This window comes from Acinetobacter sp. SAAs474, assembly GCF_032823475.1.
Lineage (GTDB): Bacteria > Pseudomonadota > Gammaproteobacteria > Pseudomonadales > Moraxellaceae > Acinetobacter.
This window is the reverse complement of the sequence record NZ_CP127915.1, coordinates 2,851,249-2,865,650: the sequence shown is the minus strand read 5'-3', so window position 1 is coordinate 2,865,650 and position 14,402 is coordinate 2,851,249. Positions and strand designations below refer to the sequence as shown.

The 14,402-nt window shown below is 38.3% G+C and carries 12 protein-coding genes; 7 read left to right on the top strand and 5 right to left on the bottom strand.

Annotated elements, in window-relative coordinates; translation table 11 throughout:
• From pcaF to QSG86_RS14305, 5 genes are all read left to right on the top strand, one after another.
• On the top strand, positions 1–1,218 hold the full coding sequence (pcaF, locus tag QSG86_RS14325; protein WP_317032115.1) for a 3-oxoadipyl-CoA thiolase: 1,218 nt from the start codon (positions 1–3) through the stop codon (positions 1,216–1,218).
• Positions 1,218–2,006 carry a 3-oxoadipate enol-lactonase gene (gene pcaD / locus QSG86_RS14320; protein WP_317032114.1) on the top strand — a complete coding sequence of 263 codons (789 nt, stop codon included), beginning with the start codon at positions 1,218–1,220 and terminating at the stop codon, positions 2,004–2,006. Before pcaF ends, pcaD begins: the two co-directional genes overlap by 1 nt.
• Before the next feature lie 892 nt (positions 2,007–2,898).
• Positions 2,899–4,221 (top strand): NCS2 family permease, encoded by a 1,323-nt coding sequence (locus QSG86_RS14315; RefSeq protein WP_317032113.1) that lies wholly within the window; start codon positions 2,899–2,901, stop codon positions 4,219–4,221.
• Between the two features lie 102 nt (positions 4,222–4,323).
• Entirely contained in the window at positions 4,324–5,328 is a 1,005-nt protein-coding gene (locus tag QSG86_RS14310) for an adenosine deaminase (RefSeq protein ID WP_317032594.1), read from the top strand.
• A gap of 145 nt (positions 5,329–5,473) precedes the next feature.
• On the top strand, positions 5,474–5,836 hold the full coding sequence (locus QSG86_RS14305; RefSeq protein WP_317032112.1) for a hypothetical protein: 363 nt from the start codon (positions 5,474–5,476) through the stop codon (positions 5,834–5,836).
• Positions 5,837–5,955: 119 nt separating this feature from the next.
• Here QSG86_RS14305 and QSG86_RS14300 read toward each other — a convergent pair whose 3' ends face one another.
• Positions 5,956–6,465, bottom strand: coding sequence for a cytochrome b (locus QSG86_RS14300; protein ID WP_317032593.1), 510 nt, complete (start codon positions 6,463–6,465; stop codon positions 5,956–5,958).
• Between the two features lie 239 nt (positions 6,466–6,704).
• Between QSG86_RS14300 and rnhB the strand changes: the two genes are divergently transcribed.
• The gene (gene rnhB, locus QSG86_RS14295) at positions 6,705–7,280 is read left to right on the top strand and encodes a ribonuclease HII (protein WP_317032111.1); all 576 of its coding nucleotides are present in this window, start codon (positions 6,705–6,707) and stop codon (positions 7,278–7,280) included.
• A 126-nt stretch (positions 7,281–7,406) separates the two neighbouring features.
• On the opposite strand, the gene csrA is transcribed toward rnhB, so the two are convergent.
• From csrA to alaS, 3 genes are all read right to left on the bottom strand, one after another.
• Complete coding sequence (gene csrA / locus QSG86_RS14290; RefSeq protein WP_317032110.1) at positions 7,407–7,664, bottom strand: carbon storage regulator CsrA; 258 nt, start codon at positions 7,662–7,664, stop codon at positions 7,407–7,409.
• Positions 7,665–7,903: 239 nt separating this feature from the next.
• Positions 7,904–9,184: an aspartate kinase gene (locus tag QSG86_RS14285; RefSeq protein WP_317032109.1), complete on the bottom strand. Its 1,281-nt coding sequence runs from the start codon at positions 9,182–9,184 to the stop codon at positions 7,904–7,906.
• A 63-nt stretch (positions 9,185–9,247) separates the two neighbouring features.
• Positions 9,248–11,941, bottom strand: a complete 2,694-nt coding sequence (alaS, locus tag QSG86_RS14280) for an alanine--tRNA ligase (protein ID WP_317032108.1) — start codon at positions 11,939–11,941, stop codon at positions 9,248–9,250.
• Between the two features lie 494 nt (positions 11,942–12,435).
• On the opposite strand from alaS, the gene QSG86_RS14275 reads away from it, so the two are divergent.
• Positions 12,436–13,458: a type I glyceraldehyde-3-phosphate dehydrogenase gene (locus QSG86_RS14275; protein ID WP_317032107.1), complete on the top strand. Its 1,023-nt coding sequence runs from the start codon at positions 12,436–12,438 to the stop codon at positions 13,456–13,458.
• A 343-nt stretch (positions 13,459–13,801) separates the two neighbouring features.
• On the opposite strand, the gene QSG86_RS14270 is transcribed toward QSG86_RS14275, so the two are convergent.
• Positions 13,802–14,401, bottom strand: coding sequence for a LysE family translocator (locus tag QSG86_RS14270; RefSeq protein WP_317032106.1), 600 nt, complete (start codon positions 14,399–14,401; stop codon positions 13,802–13,804).
• Position 14,402: the final 1 nt, after the last annotated feature.

Below are 14,402 nucleotides of genomic sequence, written 5' to 3'. Positions count from 1 at the left end.
ATGAAAAATGCCTATATCATTGATGCTATTCGTACCCCATTTGGTCGTTATGCTGGTGGTTTAGCACCTATTCGTGCCGATGACTTAGGTGCATTGCCTATTAAGGCATTGATTGAGCGTAATCCTTCTGTAGATTGGAGCAAAGTCGATGATGTTATTTATGGCTGTGCGAATCAGGCTGGGGAAGATAATCGTAATGTCGGCCGTATGTCGTCATTATTAGCTGGTATGCCTTATCAGGTTCCAGCAACGACAGTAAACCGTTTATGTGGTTCATCCCTTGATGCGGTCGCAATGGCTGCACGTGCGATTAAGGCGGGTGAAGCGGACTTGGTCATTGCAGGTGGTGTGGAATCAATGTCTCGCGCACCTTTTGTGATGGGAAAATCAGAAACTGCTTATGGGCGTGGACAAAAAATTGAAGATACCACCATGGGCTGGCGTTTTATTAATCCACAATTAAAAGCGCTGTATGGTGTAGAAACCATGCCACAAACTGCTGAAAATGTGGCTGAACAATTTAATATCAATCGTATGGATCAAGATCAATTTGCTTTGAATAGCCAGCAACGTACTGCTGTGGCTCAGGCACGTGGTTTCTTTGCGAATGAAATCATTGCAGTGCATATTCCTCAACGTAAAGGGGATGCCGTAATCGTTGATCAAGATGAACATCCACGTGCATCGACGACGCTTGAAGGTTTGATGAAATTAAAACCTGTTGTTAAAGCAGAAGGTAGTGTGACTGCGGGAAATGCTTCAGGTATTAATGATGGTGCAGCGGCATTATTAATTGCTTCTGATGAGGCTGTTGAAAAATATGCATTAAAGCCGCGTGCTAAAGTGATTGCATCATGTGTGGTTGGGGTTGAGCCACGTATTATGGGCTTTGGTCCAGCACCAGCGATTGAAAAACTGCTTGCACAAAGCGGTTTAAATTTAGCACAAATGGATGTGATTGAACTGAATGAAGCATTTGCTGCACAGGCATTAGCTGTGACGCGTCATTTAGGGCTAGATGATCAGGATCCACGCGTTAATCCAAATGGCGGCGCCATTGCACTGGGTCATCCACTTGGCGCATCAGGTGCACGTTTAGTCATGACAGCATTAAACCAACTTGAACAAATTAAAGGTCAATACGCACTGTGTTCAATGTGTATCGGAGTCGGTCAAGGCATTGCCATGATTATTGAGCGTGTTGAGGAGCAATCATAATGGCTACTTTTGAGCGTAATCAAGTACAAATTCATTATCAAACTTTTGGTGATGCCCAAAAACCTGCTTTAGTTTTCTCTAATTCACTGGGAACCAACTATCGTATGTGGCAGGCACAAATTGATTTTTTTAAAGATCATTTTTATGTGATTTGTTATGACACACGAGGACATGGTCTTTCATCTGCACCACAAGGACCATATTGCTTAGCACAGTTAGGTCAAGATGTGATCGACTTATTGGATCATCTACAGATTCAGCAAGCTGCATTTTGTGGTATTTCTATGGGGGGACTCACAGGTCAATGGCTTGCGATTCATCACCCACAACGTTTTAATCATGTCGTGATCTGTAATACAGCAGCAAAAATTGGTCAGGAACAGGCTTGGTTGGATCGTGCTGCTTTAGTACGCCAGCAAGGCTTACAGCCAATTGCCAGTACAGCAGCATCACGCTGGTTTACTGAACCCTTTATCCAACGCCACACCGCACTGGTAGAATCTCTGAGTAATGACCTTGGAGCTGGCAGCCCAGAAGGTTATGCGAGTTGTTGTGAGGCGTTGGCTAAAGCGGATTTAGTGTCACAATTAAAGGAGATCAGCATTCCTGTACTGATTATTGCAGGTACGCAGGATCCTGTGACGACAGTCGCTGATGGACAAGTGATGCATGCTGCAATTAAAGACAGCCAATTGTTTGCCATTGATGCATCACATATTTCTAATATTGAGCAGCCAATGGTATTTAATCAAGCTGTCATGGATTTTATTTATCCCTCATCAATCTAATCTCTTGGCCATGATTTAAATATAGTTTTTTTCAGTATCTGTTTGCTGGGCAGTAAATAAACCATAATTTTATTGCTGCTCAGTGATGGTTTAATTCTATTAAACAGCAAAAATATCAGCAGATAATACTTATATTGTTGTTGATGTTTATTGTTCTTAATAGTTGGAATTACAGCTATTTGCATGATGAGATTGATTATATTCAACTTAATCTACATCTTGTGCTCAATATGTGTGGTTGAATATACAATCCTAATTAAGCCAAATTAATATCGACTAGATTACCCCGTGCTGATGCTGTACTTGCTAGAATTGTTTATGTCTCACAAGTAGCAGAGTGTTCTAGTCGTCTATCGATCTAGGCTGTAGCGATTGTTCAGGCATTATAAAGTCCAGTATAGCTGATATATTGCACCATTATTAATACAGTTGTGAATATCGTTTTTTAGTTTTAAAAGACTGAATATATTATTAATTTTTAATCTTAGCTGGTAAAATTTACCAGTGTTGATTCATAAAAATCAGGATAGAATCCAAACTTAAAGTATAAATATCTAGAACTAGCTACTCATATAATTAATGATTATTTTGTTAGACAATTATGAAAATATAAAATTCTCTATAGCACATGTGTTATAATTCGCAAATCAACAAAGCTAGATAATGATATTGAATCATATACATATTTGATTTAGTCAAGGTGAAGTAAAGCTGCATCTATTATGCGGCTTTTTTGTTTGCTTTTTAATGGCTTAGCCTAGCTAAAGCACGTTATCCCGCTAATTCGAATCATCTGGCTTTGGATTCTTGGCATATTAATTGCTGTTGACGCCATATATTGTAAGTGAATTCATCCGATGTTTACATTGAGTTTAACTATAGGGGCTAGGTCATGACGACTCCTAATCCATCTTTAGCAAATACGTTAGAACGTTTATTTAAGTTAAGCGAAAATAAAACCAGTTTTCGTACAGAAGTTCTAGCTGGTGTAACGACATTTTTAACCATGTGTTACATCATTATTGTTAACCCAATGATTTTATCCGAAACAGGGATGGATCACGGTGCAGTTTTTGTTGCCACTTGTCTTGCTGCTGCAATTGGTTGTTTTGTGATGGGGATTGTTGCCAATTATCCGATTGCATTAGCACCAGGCATGGGATTGAATGCCTATTTTACCTATTCTGTGTGTATGGGTATGGGAGTGCCTTGGCAAACTGCATTGGCTGCTGTTTTTGTTTCAGGTTTGGTTTTTATTGCGATTAGCATGTTTCGAATCCGTGAAGCCATTGTAAATGCCATTCCGATGTCATTAAAGCTGGCAATTGGTGGTGGAATTGGTTTATTCCTTGCCTTAGTCGCATTAAAAAATGCTGGCATTATTGTTGATAATCCTGCAACACTGGTCGGTTTAGGTGATCTTAAACAACCCTCTGTATTACTGACATTATTAGGTTTCTTACTGGTCGTCATTATGTATCAGTTTAAGATACGTGGCGCTATTATGATCAGTATTCTTGTGATTACTGCGATTTCAACCTTAATGGGTTATAGTGAATTTAAAGGTGTAGTGGGTGAAATTCCATCATTGGCACCAACATTCTTGCAAATGGATTTTGAAGGCTTATTCACTGCCAGTTTAATTGGCGTTATTTTTGTATTCTTTTTGGTTGATTTATTTGATTCAACAGGAACACTCGTTGGTGTATCACATCGTGCAGGATTATTAAAGGATGGTAAATTACCACGGTTAAAAAAAGCATTATTTGCAGATTCGACGGCAATTGTTGCTGGTGCTGCACTGGGTACATCTTCCACAACACCTTATATTGAATCATCTGCAGGTGTTGCAGCAGGTGGTCGTACAGGCTTGACTGCGGTGGTTGTGGGCTTATTATTTATCGCATGTTTATTTTTAGCACCACTTGCACAATCTGTGCCTAATTTTGCTACCGCACCCGCTTTACTGTTTGTTGGGGTGCTGATGATTCAGGGTATTGTTCATATTGAATGGGATGATATTACTGAAGCTGTACCGGCATTTTTAACCATCGTTTTTATGCCATTTGCTTATTCTATTGCAGATGGTATTGCCATGGGCTTTATTAGTTATGCATTAATTAAATTATTTACCGGTAAGGCCAAAACAGTCCCTTATATGGTCTGGATTATTGCTGTACTTTGGGCGATTAAATTTGCGCTATTTGGTGGTTAATGAACCTGATTAAACTGATTAAATATAGGTTATTTTAATCAGTGTTAAAACATGGGGCAGACTTGGTTTGCCCCTTTTTTTATAGAATTAGAAGGAAATATGATGAATCGTCTTGAATTAATTGCTGCTTTGCCAAAAGCAGAACTTCATGTCCATATTGAAGGTACTTTTGAACCAGAGTTAATGTTTGCCATTGCACAGCGCAATAAAATTACGATTCCATATCGTTCAGTTGATGAGATTAAGCAAGCGTATAACTTTCATAATTTACAATCATTTTTAGATATTTATTATGCAGGTGCGCAAGTATTAATTTATGAGCAGGATTTTTATGATTTAGCTTGGGCATATTTTGAAAAATGTGCGGCAGATCATGTTGTCCATACAGAATTATTTTTTGATCCACAAACGCATACTGTACGTGGTATTGCTTTTGCAACGATTTTAAATGGTTTACAGCGTGCGTGTCATGATGCTAAAGAAAAATTAGGCATTACTTCGCATTTAATTATGTGTTTTTTACGTCATTTAAGTGAAGAGGACGCTTTTAAAACATTACAACAAGCATTACCGTATAAAGATCATATTATTGCAGTCGGTTTGGATTCTAGTGAGCTTGGGCATCCACCAATTAAATTTGAACGTGTATTCCAGCAAGCACGTGAAGCTGGTTTTTTAACTGTGGCGCATGCGGGTGAAGAGGGGCCGGCTGAATATGTTTGGCAAGCCTTGGACCGATTACATGTTAATCGTATTGATCATGGTGTGAGATCGGAAGAGGATCCAGCACTGATTCAGCGCTTAATTGCAGATAAAATGCCACTGACTGTGTGTCCACTGAGTAATTTAAAATTATGTGTCGTTGACGATTTAACACAACATAATATTCGTCGATTATTACAACAGGGCGTGCATGTAACTGTTAATTCGGATGATCCTTCCTATTTTGGTGGTTATATGAATGATAATTTTATTGCCATTACTGAGGCATTGGATTTATCTGTAGATGAAATCAAAATGTTAGCGATACATTCATTCGAAGCTGCTTTTATTCCAGAGCAAGTAAAACAACACTATATTGATCACATCAAAAATTTAACGGTTTAACTTGGCATATCATGTAAAGGCAAATTTTTCAGTTGAACAGATTGAATGACTTTATAGATTAAAAACTAATTTTCAACCGTATTTCATGATTTGTTGTATAATGCATAGGCAGCAATGTTGCTGCCTATTTGCTAGAACGATGGTTATGAAAACAAAAAGCTTAAATTTTTGGGCTTCAGTGGTTGTTCTTATGGGTACAGTAACATCTGCCACTTCATTTGCACAACCTGTGGATCCTCAGCAATTGCAGTCAATGATTGATGCACAATGTATGAGAGAAATCAGAGAATCAAAAGTATGGCGTAATGCGCTAGCATTTCATGATTTACCGGAACAAGCACGTATGAAAAAAGAGGCTTGTGACTGTGTTTATCAGGATGTAATACAAGATTCATCAATCAAAGCGTTGTTGAATGCTGGTTCATCATCGCCACAACAACCTGCAGAGCTTGTTTCTAAAGCGGTATTAAAAAGCTTAAGAGGCTGTACGCAAAAAATATTAAATTAATGCATGGCTGCGATTGAATATCCAGCATTTTGTTGTATTGATAGAGCAGTATTATCAAGTTAAATCAGGACCAATTAAGGTCCTGATATTAAAGAGTGTCAATAGCTCAAGACGAGCTCTTAACGACCAGATTTAGCTTGTTTGGTCATACTATCAAGTACATGATCTCGATCGATAAAGTGGTGTTTTAATGCTGCTAAAATATGGCCAATAATAAGTAATCCAGCAGCCCAAGATAGCCAGATATGCAAAGGCTTAACAATAGCAGTAATCGCTGGATTTTCTGAAATCAGTGTCGGTAAATTAAATAAATATAAAACAGGGGCAGGATGACCTGCGCTCCAACTGTATAAGCAACCTGTAATTGGTAGTGCTAATAACATAAAATATAATGCTAAATGTCCCGCATGTGCTAAAAACTTCATTTGTGGTGACATACTATCAGGTAGTGCAGGTATAGGGTTGGTATAGCGCCAAAAAATTCGGATGACAATCAGAAAAATAATGGTTGTAGCGATATTTTTATGTAAAGTAATGACATCACCTTTAAAAGCACCATTGATATCGTAACTTAAAAAATTACCACTATAAAAGCCAATCAGCCATGCAGCAATAAAGATAATTGCCATTATCCAGTGTAGGATTTGTGCAGTACGAGTATAGTATTGAGGGGGATTATTCACGAGTTTATCATCGTTGATGGTTGATTTTTTGTATTATATATATTGAGTTTTTAAACCTATAGTTCTCTTATGCAACACATTGTTTTTAAATTAGAACAATCTCTATTGATGCCAAGATCTGATCGACAGCTGATCTGTTATAATATGTTGTTTTATTGCTGTTGATATTGTGAAATGAGGAAAGCATGAAAAAAATTGCGGGTACTGATGAAGCAGGGCGTGGTCCTTTAGTAGGATCGGTTGTTGCAGCAGCAGTAATCTTGGATGTAAATCATCCGATAGAAGGGTTAAATGATTCTAAAAAATTGACTGAAAAGAAACGTGAAAAACTCTTTATTGAAATTAAAGAAAAAGCATTAGCATGGGCAATTGCTGAATGTTCTGCAGCAGAAATTGATCAATACAATATTTTACAAGCATCTTTATTGGCAATGCGTCGTGCGGTCGAAAAGTTAAACATTCAACCTGAGCATGTTTTAGTCGATGGAAATAAAATACCACAAGGTTTACTAATGAGTTGTGAGGCTATTGTTGGGGGTGATGCTTTACATGCAGAGATTTCAGCAGCCAGTATTTTGGCTAAAGTAACACGTGATCACCAAATGTATGCACTTGATGAAAAGTATCCTCAATATGGTTTTGCTCAACATAAAGGTTATCCAACCAAAGCACATTTTGCTGCGATTGAGAAATACGGCATTATTGCAGAACATCGGCGCAGTTTTGCACCTGTGCGTAAAGTACTGGAAGGTTTGGATTAGATCGATTGATTAGTATAGCTTAATCAGTTGGGGATCGGAGGCTAGTGTTGTTGAGCTAAAGTTAGTAATCATCATATGCTATAAAGACTTAAAGCGGCTATTCGCCGCTTTATTTACAAAATAATGCTAATCTTGCCGATTAAAGTTATTTTGATAATTATCGTCCTCAAAAGAAGGTTGATAATCTTGGTCAATGTGTTGAAGATGTTCATGCATTGCACGTTCGTGTTGAATACGTTGATAAATTTCTTCACGATGTACTGATACTTCTTTGGGTGCATTGACACCAATACGAACTTGGTTACCTTTTACACCAAGTACCGTTACACTGACTTGATCCCCAATCATTAAAGTTTCACCGACTCGTCGGGTTAGAATCAGCATGTTTATCTCCTTGCAAAACGCAAAACCTGCAATTTAAAAAATATATAAAAGACACAACCATAAAACAGTCAAATTTTAACAGAATTTTGTGATAAACATCATGTTGGATACAAAATTGATCAAATAAATGATCTGTTTGTTATGAATATAACAGAGCCACTAATATAAATACTAGTGGCTCGGTTTTATATTACTTTAAATATACAGCGATTCCTGCAAAATTTAAACAAAATAATTAATTAAGCACGTGTGCTTGATTCGCCATGTTCACGATCTAGACCAAATGCTGTATGTAATGAGCGCACAGCAAGTTCTAGGTATTTTTCATCAATAATTACTGAAATTTTAATTTCAGATGTTGAAATCATTAAGATATTAATGCCTTCTTTTGCCAGAGCAGTAAACATTTGACTTGCTACACCTGCATGAGAACGCATGCCTACACCGACAATCGATACTTTAACAATGTCATCACGTGTTGCAACTTCACGTGCACCGATTTGTTGTGCAGTTGTTTCTAAAATGGTTTTAGCTTTTGCCAACTCACCACGATTTACCGTAAAAGTAAAATCTGTTGTACCGTCTTCTTCAACGTTCTGGATAATCATATCCACTTCAACATTGGCATCACCAATTGGACACAAAATCTTAGAAGCAATACCAGGTTCATCTGGCACACCTAGAATAGTTAATTTTGCTTCATCACGATTAAATGCGATACCTGAAATGATTGGTTGTTCCATGTTATTTTCCGTTTCAGTAGTGATTAATGTCCCAACATTTTGCTTAAATTCATCATCAAAAGCACCATCATTATCGTTGTCAAAACTTGACAATACACGTAATGGTACTTGATATTTACCTGCAAACTCTACTGAGCGTATTTGTAAGACTTTAGATCCAAGTGAAGCCATTTCTAGCATTTCTTCAAATGAAATACGATCAACTTTCTTTGCTTTAGGTGCGACACGTGGGTCGGTGGTATATACGCCATCGACATCGGTATAAATTTGGCATTCGTCTGCTTTAAGTGCTGCAGCAAGCGCAACACCTGTTGTATCTGAACCACCACGGCCTAATGTTGTGGTATTGCCTTGAGGATCAACACCTTGGAAACCTGCTACGACAATCACTTGACCAGCATCTAGATACTGAGTCATTGCATCAGTATCAATGGCTTCAATACGTGCTTTGGTGAAAGCGCTGTCAGTTTTAATACCAACTTGACGACCGGTGAGAGATGTTGCTTTTACACCAATGGTATTGAGTGCCATCGCTAACATAGAAATCGTTACCTGTTCACCCGTAGACACCATTTGGTCAAGTTCACGTGGATCAGGAGTATCGGTAATGGCTTTCGCTAAAGCAAGTAGACGATTGGTTTCGCCACTCATTGCTGAAACAACGACCACAACTTTGTGACCGTGGTCATGCCAGCGTTTTACGCGACGAGCTACATTTAAAATGCGCTCGGGAGTACCCATAGAGGTACCGCCATATTTTTGAACGATTAATGCCATAGTTGTTCCATAAAAGCCATGACCCTGATCTACCTTTCAGGGTCAGTTACACAAAAGGTGAAGTTAGTTTTCTTCCAGCCAAGCACTTAAGCTTGTCATTACAGGTTGTAACTTCTCGTTAAGTGGCGCGCCACCTTGTGCCAAGTCAGGTTTACCACCACCTTTACCACCTAGCGCTTGAGCCAAGTGTTTGATGATATCACCCGCTTTAATAGAGGTTGTAAATTCTTTGCTAACCGATGCAATAAGACTGACTTTGTCACCCTCAATTCCTGCCAGTACAATGATGGCATGATCTAATTTAGATTTAATGCTGTCATGTAGATGACGTAATGATTTTGCATCCATATTGGCAACTGTCGTAATTAAAGTCGTACGACCAGCAACGGTTTGTACTTGGTTTAATAGCTCAGTTGCTTGGAAGTTTGCAAGTTTCTGGTTAAGCTGTTCAATGTGTTTTTGTAAGCTTGATGCAGTATCCAGCAATACTTCGACTTTTTCTAAGGTTTGCTCTTTTTGTGCTTTGAGTAGGCTATTGATCGTATAAATATCACGATCAGCTTTTTGTGCTACTTCAATTGCATGGTAACCGGTTACGGCTTCGATACGACGTATACCTGCGGCAACTCCACTTTCAGAGGTGATTTTAAACAGACCAATATCACCTGTACGGTTAACATGGATACCACCACAAAGTTCAATAGAGAAGTTTTTCTCGTCAATGATTGAACCCATTGACAGTACGCGGACTTCTTCACCATATTTTTCACCGAATAACATCATCGCACCTTTGGCTTTGGCGGATTCGATATCTAATAATTCGGTAGAAACTACAGTATTGGCAATGACTTCAGCATTGACCAAACGTTCAATTTCTTGCAGTTGTTCAAAGCTCACTGGTTGATCGTTGGCAAAGTCGAAGCGTAGTACTTCACTGCTGACCAAAGAACCTTTCTGTTGGACATGTGTACCTAAGATTTGGCGTAGTGCAGCATGTAATAAGTGAGTTGCAGAGTGGTTACGTGCCGTTGCATGACGTAGATCTGCTTTTACAATTGCCGCTACCTGTTGTGATGCTTTAAGTTGTCCTACGGTAACAATACCTTGATGGACAAATGCGCCACCAGATTTTTTGGTGTCTTGTACTTCAAAAATACCTGTATCATTTTTAAATATACCAGTATCACCGATCTGACCACCGCTTTCTGCATAGAATGGGGTTTGATTCAGTACGATAAGCGCTTCATCACCTTCAACGATTTCATCAACCTGTTGACCATCTTTATAAATGGCGATAATTTGGCCTTGACCTTGGGTCGCATCATAGCCATCAAACTGGGTTTCACCTTCAACTTTGACGATACTGTTATAATCGACAGCAAACTTTCCGGCATCACGTGCGCGTTGACGTTGTGCTGCCATTTCTTTTTCGAAGCCAGCTTCATCGATTGTTAATTCACGTTCACGGGCAATATCTGCAGTTAAATCCGTTGGGAAACCATAGGTGTCATAGAGTTTAAAGACTACTTCACCTGGAATAACAGTCCCTTTAAGCTGTGCTAATTCACCTTCAAGCAGTTTTAAACCTTGCTCTAATGTTTTTGCAAACTGTTCTTCTTCTTTAAGTAATTGTGTGCTGATGCGTGTTTTTTGTGCTTCAAGTTCTGGATACGCTTCACCCATGACATCAATCAGGGGTTGTAGCATTTTGTAGAAGAAGGTGCCTGTTGCGCCTAATTTATTACCATGGCGTACTGCGCGGCGAATAATACGACGTAATACATAACCACGGCCTTCATTAGATGGATTAACACCATCTGCGATGAGGAAACAGCATGAGCGTGCATGATCTGCGACAACTTTTAATGATGCAGGATAGTCGATCGGCTTATTTTCAGCTTCGGCCTGTTGTTCCAATTCACGGGTATCTAAACCAATAATGTTGGCTGCTGCTTTGAGCAAATGTTGGAATAAGTCAATTTCATAATTAGACTGTACATGTTGTAAAACAGCAGAAATTCGCTCTAAGCCCATTCCGGTATCGACAGATGGTGCTGGAAGAGGATGAAGTACGCCATCACTAGTACGGTTAAATTGCATAAAGACGTTGTTCCAAATTTCAATGAAACGGTCGCCATCTTCTTCCGGTGTGCCTGGTAATCCTCCCCAAATATGATCGCCATGATCATAAAAGATTTCAGAGCAAGGACCACAAGGACCCGTGTCACCCATTGCCCAGAAGTTATCTGAAGCATATTTTTCGCCTTTATTATCACCAATACGGATAATACGGCTACTGTCTAAGCCAATATCGTTATGCCAGATATTAAATGCTTCATCATCGGTATGATAAACAGTAACATACAAGCGATCTTTCGGCAGTGCTAACCATTGGTCACTGGTCAGGAATTCCCAAGCAAACTGAATTGCATCACGTTTAAAATAATCACCAAATGAGAAGTTACCCAGCATTTCAAAAAAAGTGTGGTGACGTGCAGTATAACCGACATTGTCTAGGTCATTATGTTTACCGCCTGCACGAACACATTTTTGTGAAGAGGTTGCACGGACATAATCACGTTTTTCCAAACCTAAAAAGCAGTCTTTAAACTGATTCATTCCGGCATTGGTAAATAATAACGTTGGATCATTGGCCGGAACCAGAGAACTCGATGCAACACGTGTGTGTCCTTGCGATTCAAAATAGCTTAGAAAAGCTTCACGAATTTCAGCGGACGTCATAAAACGAGTACTCACAACCAAGTCACTCCATAATTTCGATTTGGCTAATAGTCAATCAAGTAAAAGGATCTATAATATACATCTTACTTAATTGGCTGGCTTAAAAATTTGAAACGCCGAATTATAACGGAAAAAACTATTATTCACCAATCATATCCATAAGAATTCAGCGAAATTTTAATGAATAAATCACTTTTGAGAATAATATGGGTTTTGAGATGAGTGGGATATAATCTTTAGGTTGAATTGTTTTATGCGATTTAATCTTTTTGTATAAAAAAGTAAATCATGCAGTATTTTTACTTTAAAAAACAAGAGGTTGTTTTTAAATATTAAATTTGTTGTTACACCTCAAGCTGTTGTTGTGTTTAACGTCACTGCTAAGATGGCATAGTTATCAATAGATATATTTAAATATTAAAAACAGTGTCTTGTTTTACCATAAACGATAGTAATTTGCTAAAATACGGCCTTTGTATAGCTTGATCATCGTGATAAAAGGATAGTGGATGCAACGTATAGCGATTAATGGATTTGGTAGAATTGGGCGTAATGTTTTAAGAGCTTGGTTCGAACATCCACAAAACTTTAATTTTGAAATTGTTGCTATTAATGACGTTGCAGATTTAGAAACTTTACTGCATTTATTTAAATATGATACGACACATGGACGTTTTTTCGGTACGGTCGATGCATTGCAGTATGATGGTCATCATTATTTAAAAATTTCAACTGCAAACAAGCAACTCATGGTGCAGGTGTTTCAGCAGTCTAGCCCCTCAATGTTACCTTGGCAGGATTTAAATATTGATGTGGTTTTGGAATGTACAGGATTATTTCGATCAAGAGCAGCAGCAACTGAACATGTTGAAGCAGGTGCCAAAAGGGTCGTTATTGGTGCAGCACCTTTTGATAGTGTTGATATTGCAGTGGTCTACGGGGTAAATCATCAGGATGTTAAAGTTTCAGATCAAATCATTTCTAGTGTTTCATGTACTACACAAGCTTTAGTGCCTTTGGTTAAGATTCTTGATGATGCTTTTGTGATCGAAACGGCCCTGATGACGGAAATCCATGCAGTCACAGCCGATCAATCCGTTTTAGATCATGCTCATCGTGACCTAAGACGAGCACGTGCTTCGGGTCAAAATATTATTCCAACAACATCTTCAGCATTAGGTGCTTTAAAACAGGTCATGCCTAAAATGGAAAATCGTATTGATGGCTTTTCGATACGTGTACCGACCATTAATGTTGCCGCCATTGACTTAACCTTTAGTTCGCAATCTCAATTGAGTATAGATTTAATTAATCACGTGCTTGTTCAGGCTTCACAGCAGCAATTTATGAGCATTATGCAGGTGACAGATGAGCCTTTAGTATCGAGTGATTTTAACCATTCGCCTTATTCTTTAATTGTTGATTTAAACCAGACGATGGTGGTTGGGCATCAGGCTAAAGTTTTTGCTTGGTATGATAATGAATGGGGATATGCTAATCGTTTATTGGATTTATGCCAATCATTAAGCTAATGGGCTATTAATTCAGGATTATGCATTATGGCTTATGCCAAACATGGCATAAACGCTGTTGATTGTTATTTTATCAGTGATCAAATCTTACCGAGTTTTATGATGGATCGATCAGATTTTATATCTCTCAAAAGTATCCATTTGTAAAGATGCTATGTTCTATCAGGCTCTAGTTCCAGATATTTTTGATCATTCTTTGTTTACCGCTACTTTATCGCGATGATCTCTGCTTTTCGGTGGGTTTTAACTGCAATATATCCGTAGAATCATCACGATATTTTATGGAATTGGTCATCAGTGGATATAATATTGATCAATCAGCATAGTAAAGCAACACAATCATTTATAAATTAATGATCGGGATGAGTGAGAGTGCCAACAAGCCCCCCATGATTCTGTTAAATATGATGACTCGATGACCCTGATTTAAATAATGAGCAAGTCTGTCGCCGACTATGGCCCATAAAAGAACACAGATAAAACCGATAATGCCATAGGTAAGACCAATTAAAATAATGTCGTGCTGACTGGTCGTAGTTTTTATATAGGCACTAATTGAGCCCAATAATACAATCCATGATTTTGGGTTAACCCATTGAAAAAAAGCGCCCTTCCAAAATCCCAGTACTTTATTTTTATGCTCGGAGGAGGGGTTTAATTGTCCAGCAAAAGCAATCAGATAAGATAGATATAAAATATAAATACAGCCTACTATTTTTAAAATCGGCATCAGGATTGGAAACTTGATAAAGAGTGAATTAATGCCTAAAGCAAGTAAAAGAAAAATGATCGTAAATCCAAAAGCAATTCCTAATACTAAAGGAATTGTTTTGATGATACCGTAGTTTACCCCTGACGCGAGCGCCATAAAGTTATTCGGACCTGGTGTAACGGAGGTAATGATTGCATAAATACAGAATGCTAAATATAAGTTAAATGTCATT

Excerpts from the sequence above, each read along its gene's own strand:
- pcaF (WP_317032115.1), top strand. The coding sequence starts at position 1 with ATGAAAAATGCCTATATCATTGATGCTATTCGTACCCCATTTGGTCGT.
- pcaD (WP_317032114.1), top strand. The coding sequence starts at position 1,218 with ATGGCTACTTTTGAGCGTAATCAAGTACAAATTCATTATCAAACTTTT.
- QSG86_RS14315 (WP_317032113.1), top strand. The coding sequence starts at position 2,899 with ATGACGACTCCTAATCCATCTTTAGCAAATACGTTAGAACGTTTATTT.
- QSG86_RS14310 (WP_317032594.1), top strand. The coding sequence starts at position 4,324 with ATGAATCGTCTTGAATTAATTGCTGCTTTGCCAAAAGCAGAACTTCAT.
- QSG86_RS14305 (WP_317032112.1), top strand. The coding sequence starts at position 5,474 with ATGAAAACAAAAAGCTTAAATTTTTGGGCTTCAGTGGTTGTTCTTATG.
- QSG86_RS14300 (WP_317032593.1), bottom strand. The coding sequence starts at position 6,465 with ATGGCAATTATCTTTATTGCTGCATGGCTGATTGGCTTTTATAGTGGT.
- rnhB (WP_317032111.1), top strand. The coding sequence starts at position 6,705 with ATGAAAAAAATTGCGGGTACTGATGAAGCAGGGCGTGGTCCTTTAGTA.
- csrA (WP_317032110.1), bottom strand. The coding sequence starts at position 7,664 with ATGCTGATTCTAACCCGACGAGTCGGTGAAACTTTAATGATTGGGGAT.
- QSG86_RS14285 (WP_317032109.1), bottom strand. The coding sequence starts at position 9,184 with ATGGCATTAATCGTTCAAAAATATGGCGGTACCTCTATGGGTACTCCC.
- QSG86_RS14275 (WP_317032107.1), top strand. The coding sequence starts at position 12,436 with ATGCAACGTATAGCGATTAATGGATTTGGTAGAATTGGGCGTAATGTT.
- QSG86_RS14270 (WP_317032106.1), bottom strand. The coding sequence starts at position 14,401 with ATGACATTTAACTTATATTTAGCATTCTGTATTTATGCAATCATTACC.